Source organism: Streptomyces sp. SKN60 (genome assembly GCF_026236535.1).
Taxonomy (GTDB): Bacteria; Actinomycetota; Actinomycetes; order Streptomycetales; family Streptomycetaceae; genus Streptomyces.
The window spans coordinates 1-8008 of the sequence record NZ_JAHTMW010000044.1; the positions used below are offsets into that span (position 1 = coordinate 1).

Consider the following 8008-nt stretch of genomic DNA (forward strand, 5'->3'; position numbering starts at 1 on the left):
CGCGGTCGACCGTCAGGTCGTCCGCGAACTTCCGGTCGCCCGTGGCGTCCGGCACGTACTTCACACAGACAACGATCTTCATAGCACTGTTCCTTTCAGCGATGCGTGAACGTGGGAGGGCGCTTCTCCGCGAAGGCCGCCATGCCTTCCTTCTGGTCGGCGGTGGCGAACACCGCGTGGAACAGGCGACGTTCGAACCGCACCCCCTCGGCGAGGGTCGTCTCGAAGGCGCGGTCGACGGCTTCCTTGGCCATCATGGCGACGGGCTTCGACATGCCCGCTACGGTCTCAGCGACCGTGAGCGCCTCGGTGAGCAGCTGGTCGGCGGGGACGACGCGGGAGACCAGGCCGGCGCGTTCGGCCTCGGCCGCGTCCATGGTGCGGCCGGTCAGGCACAGGTCCATGGCCTTCGCCTTGCCCACGGCACGCGTGAGTCGCTGGGATCCACCGATGCCGGGGATCACACCGAGCTTGATCTCGGGCTGGCCGAAGACGGCCGTGTCCGCGGCGAGCAGGATGTCGCAGAGCATGGCGAGCTCGCAGCCACCGCCCAGGGCGTACCCGGAAACCGCCGCGACGGTCGGCGTACGGACCTGCCCGAGCCGGTCCCACGCCCCGAACCAGTCGCTGAGGTACATGTCCATGTAGCCCTGGGGCTGCATCTCCTTGATGTCGGCGCCGGCGGCGAAGGCCTTGGCGGAGCCGGTGAGCACGATGCAGCCGATCTCCGGGTCGCGGTCCAGTGCCTCGGTGGCGGCCACGACCTCCTCCATGATCTGGAGGTTGAGGGCGTTGAGCGCCTTGGGCCGGTTGAGCGTGAGCAGGGCGATCCTGCCCTTGCGTTCGACGAGGATGGTCTCGTACGGCGTTGCGGCGGCGGTGTCCGTCATGACTGTGCTCCGGTCTCTTCGTCGAAGGAGAGCTCGCGGCGGCCCAGCGGCGCGAAGAAGCGCGCCACGTCGGCGTCCGTCACCTCGGCGAGCCTGCTCGGGGACCAGTGGGGGTCACGGTCCTTGTCGATGACCTGGGCGCGGATGCCCTCCACCAGGTCCGGGGAGGAGAGGGCGGCGCAGGCGATGCGGTACTCCTGCTCCAGGACCTTTTCCAGGGAGTCGAGTTCGCGGGCGGTTCGCAGGGCGGCGAGGGTGACCTTGACCGCGGTCGGCGACTTGGTGAGGATCGTTCCGGCGGCCTCCTTGGCGGCGGCGACGCCGGTGTCGAGGAGTCTGCTGACGATCTCCTCCACTGTGTCGGCGGCGTAGCAGGCGTCGATCCAGTCGCGCTGCTCGGGCAGTTCGCCAGGCGGCGGCTCGGCGGCGTAATGATCGACGGTTTCGTTCGCGGGGGTGTAGCCGAGGGCCGCGAGGAGGTCGGGGAGCCGCTGCGACGGGACGAAGTGGTCGACCAGGCCGCAGAGTTGCGCATCGGCCGCTCCGACGGGGGCGCCGGTGAGTGCCAGGTGGGTGCCGAGCTCGCCGGGGGCGCGGGAGAGCAGGTAGGTGCCGCCGACGTCGGGGACGAAGCCGATGCCGGTCTCCGGCATGGCGATCCGGGAGCGTTCGGTGGCTACGCGCACACTGCCGTGGGCGGAGATCCCGACGCCACCGCCCATGACTATGCCGTCCATGAGGGCGACGTACGGCTTGGGGTAGCGGGCGATCCGGGCGTTGAGCCGGTACTCGTCGTACCAGAAGTCCGCCGAGGCCATGCCGCCGCTGCGGGCGTCGGCGTGGATGGAGCGGATGTCGCCGCCCGCGCAGAGCCCCCGCTCCCCGGCCCCGCTGATCACCACGGTGTCGATCCGGGGATCGGTCTCCCATGCGGTGAGCGCGTCGTCGATGCGGCGCGCCATGATGTGGCTGAGGGCGTTGAGGGCCTTGGGGCGGTTGAGGATGAGGTATCCGGTGCGGCCCCTGACTTCGACGAGGACAGAGTCGTCGGTGATCCGGGGAGACACCGGGGACGCGGCGCCGGTCATCGGGCGGCTCCGATCAAACCCCGGGCGACGATGAGGCGCATGATCTCGTTGGATCCTTCGAGGATCTGGTGGACCCGGAGGTCACGGACGATCTTCTCGATGCCGTACTCGCTCAGGTAGCCGTATCCGCCGTGCAGCTGGAGCGCGCGGTCGGCGACGGAGAAGCCGGTGTCGGTGGCGAACTTCTTTGCCATGGCGCACAGCTGGGGGGCCTGGGGGTCCTCTCGGTCGACGGCGCCGGCCGCCTGCCGGACCAGGGCGCGGGCGGCCGCGAGTTCGGTGGCCATGTCGGCGAGGCGGAACTGGAGCGCGGAGGACTCGATGAGCGGGGCGCCGAACGCCTCACGATCGACGAGGTAGGCGCGACTGCGGTCGAGGGCGCTCTGGGCACCGCCGAGGGAGCAGGCGGCGATGCCGAGCCTGCCGCCGTTGAGGCCCTTCATGGCGATGCGGAACCCGTCGCCCTCGCCGCCGATCCTGCGGTCGGCGGGGATGCGGACGCCGTCCAGGATCACCTGGCGGGTGGGCTGGGCGTTCCAGCCCATCTTCTTCTCGTTCGGCCCGAACGACAGCCCTGCGTCGTCGCGCTCGACGACGAAGGCGGTGATGCCGCGGGGTCCGTCCTCGCCGGTGCGAGCCATGACGATGTAGACATCGGTGGCGCCAGCGCCGGAGATGAACTGCTTCACGCCCGTCAGGACGTAGTGGTCGCCGTGCCGTTCGGCGCGGGTGCGTAGTGCGGCGGCGTCGGATCCGGCACCGGGCTCGGTGAGGCAGTAGCTGCCGAGGGCGTCCATGGAACACAGGCCGGGCAGCCAGCGGGCGCGCTGGGTGTCGTCGCCGAAGTGGTCGATCATCCAGGCGACCATGTTGTGGATGGAGAGGTAGCCCGCGATGGTGGGGCAGCCGACGGCGAGCGCTTCGAAGACGAGGACGCCGTCGGAGCGGGTGAGGCCGGATCCGCCCCATTCCTCCCCCACGTACACACCACCGAGTCCGAGTTCGGCGGCCTTGCGCAGGACGTCGACGGGGAAGTGCTTCTGCTGGTCCCAGGCGTCGGCCTGCGGGGCGAGGTGTTCCTGCGCGAAGTCCAGGGTGGTCTCGACGATGGCCAGCTGGTCGTCGGTGAGGTTGGTGGTCAGCACAGGGTCACCGTCCGGGGGGTATGGGTGTGCCAGTCATGCGCTCATGCTGGGTGCGCGGCGGAGAACCCAGTACCTCCGGATAGAGAGGGAACAATTCAGCGGGGGCGCAGCACGTCCGCCCGCTCCTCGAACCACTCCGCCAGGTGCTCGCACACGATCCGTACGCGCTCCACGTTGAGCAGGGCGGACGGCACGATCATCCAGAACGCGCGGGTGACCTCCATGTCCGCCGCCAGGACCGGGACGAGCCGGGGGTCGCCCTCGGCAAGGAAGGCCGGCAGCAGGCCGACGCCCATCCCGGCGGCGACCGCCTCCAGCTGGGCGAAGACGTTGCTGCTGCGGAAGGCGAAGGCGGCCGTCTCGGAGACCTGGTGGAAGACCCGCAGCTCAGGCAGGTCGAGCAGGGATTCGATGTACCAGACCATCTCGTGTTCAGCGAGGTCGTCGGGGGTACGGATGGGCGTGCGCTCCCGCAGATAGCCGGGGGACGCGTACAGCCGCAGGGCGTACGCGCCGAGCGGTCTGGCGTGCATCCTGGGCAGTTCCGGCCGGTGCAGCGTGACGGCCACGTCGAACTGGCCTGTCTGGTGGCTGATCAGCGCGCTGGTCGTGACCAGTTCCAGGTCGATGCCCGGGTGCCGGGCGTGCAGCGGCGCGAGCGCGGGCGTGACGAGCAGCGAACCCGCCGCGTCGGTGGCGATGAGCCGTACGAGACCCGAGACCGGTCTGCTCTCGTCGTCCGCGTCGGTGAACGCGAGGACCGCCTCCGCCTCGATCCGCTCCGCGTGCGGCAGCAGCCGTCGCCCTGCTCCGGTCATGGTCCAGCCCGTCGGCGTGCGCTCGAAGAGCCGGTGGCCGACGGCCTTCTCCAGGGCGGCCACCCGGCGGGAGACCGTGGTGTGCTCGACGCCGAGCCGTTCGCCGGCCGCGACCATGCGCCCATGGCGGGCAAGCGCCAGGAAAAAGCGCAGGTCATCGAGGTTGACCCTTCCGTAGCTGTGCATATCTGCACACTACCTGTGCCGAAGTGCCTCTTGCTCGTGCAGGTGTGCAGGTCCGACCTTGGACGCCAACACCCCACACGAACTCCACGACTCCCGGAGGTAGCGATGACGACCGTCGGATTCATCGGTCTCGGCAACATGGGCGGCCCCATGGCCGCCAACCTCGTGGCCGCCGGGCACGACGTGTACGGCTTCGATCTCTCGGCCGACGCCGTCACGGCCGCCCGCGAGGCCGGGGTCACCATCGCCGGCTCCGTCGCGGACGCCGTGGCGAAGGCCGAGGTCGTCATCACGATGCTGCCGACCGGGCGACACGTGCAGGAGGTGGTCCTCGGCGAGGACGGCGTGCTCGCGCACGTCGCCCCCGGCACTCTCCTGATCGACTCGTCGACCATCGACATCCAGAGCGCGCGCGCCGTCCACGCGGCGCTGACCGACCGCGGGCTGCCCGTCGTGGACGCCCCGGTCTCCGGCGGCGTGGCCAAGGCCAAGGCGGGCACGCTCACCTTCATGGTGGGCGGCACCCCGGCCACCTTCGCGCTCGCTGCCCCGTATCTGGAGGCGATGGGGGCGAACATCGTCCACACCGGCTCCGCCGGCGCCGGCCAGGCCGCCAAGATCTGCAACAACATGCTGTTCGGGACCACCATGACGGCCGTCGCCGAGGCCTTCGTCCTCGCCGAACGCCTCGGCCTGGACGCCCGCAGCCTCTACGACATCGTCAGCACCTCCTCCGGCGACAGCTGGGCGCTCCGCAACTTCTGCCCCTGGCCCGGCCTCGTCGAGGGCTCGGCCGCCGACAACGACTACCGCGCCAACTTCGCCGCCGCCCTGATGAGCAAGGACCTCCGGCTCGCACTGACCGCCGCCGAGGAGGCCGGGGTCGACCTGCCCGTCTCGGGCCGTGCGAACGCGGTGTTCGCCGCTCTCGCCTCGGCCGAGGGCCACCTCGACGCGTCCGCGGTGATCCGCGAGATCCGCGGCCGGGACTGACCCGGCCGCCGCCCCTCTCGCGTACGCCCGCCCCCGCCCGGCGTACGCCTGCCCCGCCGCACTTCTCGCACCTCTCGCCCCGAAGGACCGGACCACCATGACCACCCAGCAGACCACCATCCCCCTGTCCGAGCACCACGTCGGTGACACGCTCATGCTGATCGCCGGTGAGTGGACCGAGGCCGCGGACGGCTGGTGGATCGACGTCGAGAGCCCGCGCGACCGGACGGTCCTCGGCCGGGTCCCGCGCGGCGGAGCCGAGGACGTCCGCAGGGCCGTGGACGCCGCCTCCCGCGCCTTCCCCGGGTGGCGGGACCTGCGGCCCCGCGACCGCGGCGACCTCCTCCGCCGGATCGCCGACGCCCTGGAGCCCGAGCAGGAGCGCATCGCCCGGCTGCTCTCGCTGGAGAACGGCAACGCGATCCGCACCCAGTCGCGCGGCGAGATGCAGTTCGTCGTCGACGCCTTCCGCTACTTCGCCGGAGTCGCCGGCGAGGCCAAGGGCGAGAGCATCCCGCTCAACCCCCAGGTCCTCGACTACTCACGGCGCGAACCGCTCGGCGTCGTCGGCGCCATCGTGCCCTGGAACGCCCCGCTCATGCTCTCCGCGCTGAAGATCGCCCCGGCCCTGGTCACCGGCAACACCCTGGTCCTCAAACTGGCCGAGGACGCCCCGCTGGCGGTGCTGGCCGTCGCACGGGTCTGCCAGGAGTTCCTGCCGAAGGGCGTGCTGAACGTCATCACCGGATACGGCTCCGAGGCCGGCGAGGCCCTCACCTCACACCCGAAGGTCGCCAAGCTCTCCTTCACCGGCTCCACCGCCGTGGGCCGCCGCGTGATGGAGAAGGGCGCCGAGCGGATCGTCCCCGTGTCGCTCGAACTGGGCGGCAAGAGCCCGCAGATCGTGTTCCCCGACGCGGACGAGGACTGGGTGGTGGACGGCACCATAGCCGGCATGCGGTTCTTCCGTCAGGGCCAGTCCTGCACCGCCGGATCCCGGCTGTTCATCCACGAGTCGGTCTTCGACTCCTTCGTCGGGAAGCTCGTGGACAGGCTGTCCAAGCTGGTCGTCGGGGATCCCCTCGACGAGGCCAGCGACCTGGGCACGATCGTCAACGCCCGCCAGTTCGACCGGGTCGGCGAGTACATCGCCGAGGGGATCGCGCAGCCCGGCGTCCACCTCGCGCTCGGTGGCCTGCCTCCCACGGAAGGACCCCTCGCCCAGGGCTGGTACCACCGGCCCACCGTCTTCGCCGGCGTCGACAACTCCTGGCGGATCGCCGCCGAGGAGATCTTCGGCCCGGTGGTCTGCGCCATCCCGTGGCGGGACGAGGCGGACGTGATCCGCATGGCCAACGACACCCACTACGGCCTGGCCGGATACGTCTGGACCCACGACCTCGGCGCCGCCCTGCGCACCGCGCACGCCCTGGAGGCCGGCTGGGTCCAGGTCAACCAGGGCGGCGGCCAGGTGCTCGGCCAGTCGTACGGCGGCTTCAAGCAGAGCGGCATCGGGCGGGAGTTCTCCCTGGAGGGCATGCTCGACAGCTACACCCAGCGCAAGCACGTCTCCGTCCACCTGGAGCCCTGAGCCATGGCCACCGCCACGACAGGTCCTCTGACGGGTGTGGTTGTCGTCGACCTCTCCCGCGCTCTGGCCGGGCCCCAGACCGCCATGATGCTCGGCGACATGGGGGCCAGGGTCATCAAGGTCGAGGCCCCGGGCACCGGCGACGAGTCGCGCGGCTGGGGACCCCCGTTCGTCGGTCCCGACGAAGCGCCCGAGTCGACGTACTTCCTGTCCTGCAACCGCAACAAGGAGTCGGTGACCGCCGACCTGAAGTCCCCCGAGGGCGTCGACCTGCTGATCCGCCTCATCCGGCACTCCGACGTCCTGGTGGAGAACTTCCGGCCCGGCGTGATGGACCGGCTCGGCTTCTCCGCCGCCCACCTGCACGAGCTCAACCCCCGCCTGGTGATCCTCTCCATCAGCGGCTTCGGTCACGACGGACCGCAGGGCGGACGCGCCGGCTACGACCAGATAGCCCAGGGCGAGGCCGGCCTGATGAGCCTCACCGGGCCCGGCCCCGACAGCCCGTCGAAGGTCGGGGTGCCCATCGGGGACGTACTCGCCGGAATGAACGGCGCGTACGGGGTGGTGTCCGCGCTGTACGAGCGCGAACGCACCGGTCGCGGCAAGGTCGTCCGTACCTCGCTGCTCGCCTCGATCGTCGGCGTCCATGCATTCCAGGGCACCCGGTACACAGTGGCCGGCGAGGTGGGCCGGGCCGCCGGCAACCACCATGTGGCCATCGCCCCGTACGGGCTGTTCCGCTGCGACGGCGGTGCGATCCAGGTGGCGGCCGCCAACGACGCCCAGTGGGTGAGGTTCGCGGAGATCCTCGGCCTGGACACCGCCGACCCCCGCTATGACGGCAACGTACGCCGCGTGGCCCACCGCGACGAGCTCGTCGCCGACATCGAGAAGGCGCTGCTCGAACGGCCGGCCGCCCACTGGCTGGCCCTCCTCGACGCCGCGGGGGTGCCGGCCGGCGAGGTCCGCACCCTCGACCAGGTCTACGACTGCCCGCAGACCCGCTCCCAGGGCCTGGTCATCGAGGTCGACCACCCCTCCCTGGGCACCATCGAACTCCCCGGCCCCGCCGTCCGGTTCGACGAGGGCGGGCGGGCGCGGCACCTCGCCCCGCCCCGGCTCGGCGAACACGACGAGAGCGTCCGTACCTGGCTGCACGGCCTGGACGCCTGAGGAAGGAAACGCACATGACAGCGACACCACGTCAGTCCGAATCGGGGCTGCCCATCGAGCCGGTCTACGGGCCGGACGCGCTGCGGGACTGGGATCCCGCCGAGCAGCTGGGCGAGCCGGG

Annotated in this window: 7 protein-coding genes and 1 pseudogene; 3 read left to right on the forward strand and 5 right to left on the reverse strand. The window is 71.0% G+C overall.

The window, feature by feature from the left end:
- From KV205_RS35745 to KV205_RS35765, 5 genes and pseudogenes are all read right to left on the reverse strand, one after another.
- Nucleotides 1–82: pseudogene (locus tag KV205_RS35745) on the reverse strand (electron transfer flavoprotein subunit beta); the annotation flags it as partial.
- A gap of 13 nt (nt 83–95) precedes the next feature.
- Entirely contained in the window at nt 96–890 is a 795-nt protein-coding gene (locus tag KV205_RS35750; RefSeq protein WP_265869211.1) for an enoyl-CoA hydratase, read from the reverse strand.
- On the reverse strand, nt 887–1978 hold the full coding sequence (locus KV205_RS35755; RefSeq protein WP_265869212.1) for an enoyl-CoA hydratase/isomerase family protein: 1092 nt from the start codon (nt 1976–1978) through the stop codon (nt 887–889). The genes KV205_RS35750 and KV205_RS35755 overlap by 4 nt, the downstream gene beginning before the upstream one ends.
- On the reverse strand, nt 1975–3120 hold the full coding sequence (locus KV205_RS35760) for an acyl-CoA dehydrogenase family protein (protein WP_265869219.1): 1146 nt from the start codon (nt 3118–3120) through the stop codon (nt 1975–1977). Before KV205_RS35760 ends, KV205_RS35755 begins: the two co-directional genes overlap by 4 nt.
- Nucleotides 3121–3218: 98 nt before the next feature.
- Nucleotides 3219–4127 carry a LysR family transcriptional regulator gene (locus KV205_RS35765; protein ID WP_265869213.1) on the reverse strand — a complete coding sequence of 303 codons (909 nt, stop codon included), beginning with the start codon at nt 4125–4127 and terminating at the stop codon, nt 3219–3221.
- A gap of 42 nt (nt 4128–4169) precedes the next feature.
- On the opposite strand from KV205_RS35765, the gene mmsB reads away from it, so the two are divergent.
- From mmsB to KV205_RS35780, 3 genes are all read left to right on the forward strand, one after another.
- Complete coding sequence (gene mmsB / locus KV205_RS35770; protein WP_374214782.1) at nt 4170–5120, forward strand: 3-hydroxyisobutyrate dehydrogenase; 951 nt, start codon at nt 4170–4172, stop codon at nt 5118–5120.
- Between the two features lie 97 nt (nt 5121–5217).
- Nucleotides 5218–6711: an aldehyde dehydrogenase family protein gene (locus tag KV205_RS35775; protein ID WP_265869217.1), complete on the forward strand. Its 1494-nt coding sequence runs from the start codon at nt 5218–5220 to the stop codon at nt 6709–6711.
- Between the two features lie 3 nt (nt 6712–6714).
- Nucleotides 6715–7887: a CaiB/BaiF CoA-transferase family protein gene (locus KV205_RS35780; protein WP_265869218.1), complete on the forward strand. Its 1173-nt coding sequence runs from the start codon at nt 6715–6717 to the stop codon at nt 7885–7887.
- The last annotated feature ends 121 nt before the right edge of the window (nt 7888–8008 follow it).

Coding starts and splice junctions, on each gene's coding strand:
- KV205_RS35755 (WP_265869212.1), bottom strand. CDS start 1,978: ATGACCGGCGCCGCGTCCCCGGTGTCTCCCCGGATCACCGACGACTCT.
- KV205_RS35775 (WP_265869217.1), top strand. CDS start 5,218: ATGACCACCCAGCAGACCACCATCCCCCTGTCCGAGCACCACGTCGGT.
- KV205_RS35750 (WP_265869211.1), bottom strand. CDS start 890: ATGACGGACACCGCCGCCGCAACGCCGTACGAGACCATCCTCGTCGAA.
- KV205_RS35780 (WP_265869218.1), top strand. CDS start 6,715: ATGGCCACCGCCACGACAGGTCCTCTGACGGGTGTGGTTGTCGTCGAC.
- KV205_RS35765 (WP_265869213.1), bottom strand. CDS start 4,127: ATGCACAGCTACGGAAGGGTCAACCTCGATGACCTGCGCTTTTTCCTG.